The 1,517-nt window shown below is 71.3% G+C and carries 2 protein-coding genes; both read left to right on the top strand.

What is annotated here, in order from left to right:
- The first annotated feature begins 84 nt into the window (after positions 1 to 84).
- Positions 85 to 564: a MarR family transcriptional regulator gene (locus tag PKE44_RS19395; RefSeq protein WP_324554495.1), complete on the top strand. Its 480-nt coding sequence runs from the start codon at positions 85 to 87 to the stop codon at positions 562 to 564.
- Between the two features lie 79 nt (positions 565 to 643).
- Positions 644 to 1,517 (top strand): TolC family protein (locus PKE44_RS19390; protein WP_324554493.1); only part of this gene is annotated, 874 nt, incomplete at its 3' end.

Raw genomic sequence — 1,517 nt, 5'->3', positions numbered from 1 at the left:
GACGTGCAGTTTCTGCATTGCCATTCTCTGCATAGGCAGTTAAATTGCCGACCCATGTCGATACCGTCCACCCAGAACGCCGCCATGACCGATCCAAGGCCTGATCCAACAGCCGACACGCTGCTGTACACCCCCGAGAACTACACGCCGACCGAGAGCGTCGGTTACCTGCTCGGTCAGGCCAAGGGCCGGATCACGGCGGCGATCGACGCCGAGATGGCGCCGTACGACATCACCGGCGCGCAGTGGATCACGCTGCTGCACCTGTCCTGCACCGAGGTCGAGACCGCCGGCGAACTCTGCAAGCGCGCCTGCGTCGATACCGGCTCGATGACGCGCATGCTCGACCGGCTCGAAAAGAAGGGACTGGTGCAGCGCGTGCGCTGCTGCGAGGACCGTCGTGTCGTGCGCCTGCGCATGACCGAAGCCGGCGAGAAGCTCGCGGCGCTGATGCCCGATGTCGCCTCGCGCGTGCTGAACCATCACCTGCGCGGCTTCTCGCGCGATGAACTCGAACTGCTGAAGTCCCTGCTGCGCCGGATCATCGCCAACGCCGACGGCTGAACCGCCGGTCCCGTCACCCTGTCGCACCGCGTGCGTCGCAATAACTGCTCAGGCAGATAAAAGACAGGCAGAAACCGCCATGACAAAGACCAGCGCCGTTCCCGTCTCCGCAAGCCCTTCCCCGATCCGCCCTGCCCGCCGCGCCGGCCTGGGCCTGCTGGCTGCGGCGCTGCTCGCCGCCTGCGCCGATCCCTCCGGCATCGCCGGCCAGTCTGCGTATACCGATGCAAGCGCGCTCGCCGCGCAGCGCACGCTCACCGAGGCGCGCGCCGCGACCGCGGCCTGGCCGACCGAAGGATGGTGGCGGGCGTGGAACGACCCCGGGCTCGACCGGCTGATCGGCGATGCGCTGTCCGACAATCCGAACCTGAAGCTCGCCGAGGCGCGGCTGCGCAACGCCCAGGCGCTCGCCGGGCTCGCCGATGCCAACCGCGGCCCGCGCCTCGACGCCGGCGCCACCCTCAGCCGCGAGCGCCTGCCCGAGGGCTACATCTACCCGGCGCCGCTCGGCGGCAGCACGCAGACCGACGCCCGTCTGGGTCTGAGCTTCTCGTGGGAGCTGGATCTGTGGGGCCGCCGTCAGGCCGAGGCCGCCGCGGCGCTCGATCGCGCCAGCGCCGCCGAGGTCGAGGCGCAGGCCGCGCGGCTGATGCTGGCGGTGGCGATCGCCCGCGGCTGGAACGATCTCGACGGCCGCTACGCGCAGCACGACGTGGCCGCGGCCGAGGTCGAGCAGCGCCGGCAGGTGCTGGAGCTGACGCGCCAGCGCGTCGCTGCCGGTCTGGATTCGTCGGTCGAGCTGAAGCAGGCCGAAGGCGCAGTGCCGGCCGCGCGCCAGCAGCTCGCGGCGACCGAGGAAGGCATCCGTCTGGCGCGCACGCAGCTCGCCGCGCTCGCCGGCCGCGGTCCGGACTTCGGCCTTGCGCTGCCGCGCCCGGCGCTGCGCGCGCCCG

The organism is Plasticicumulans sp., assembly GCF_035331805.1.
Classification (GTDB): Bacteria; Pseudomonadota; Gammaproteobacteria; order Competibacterales; family Competibacteraceae; genus Plasticicumulans.
This window is presented reverse-complemented; position numbering and strand designations above follow the sequence as displayed.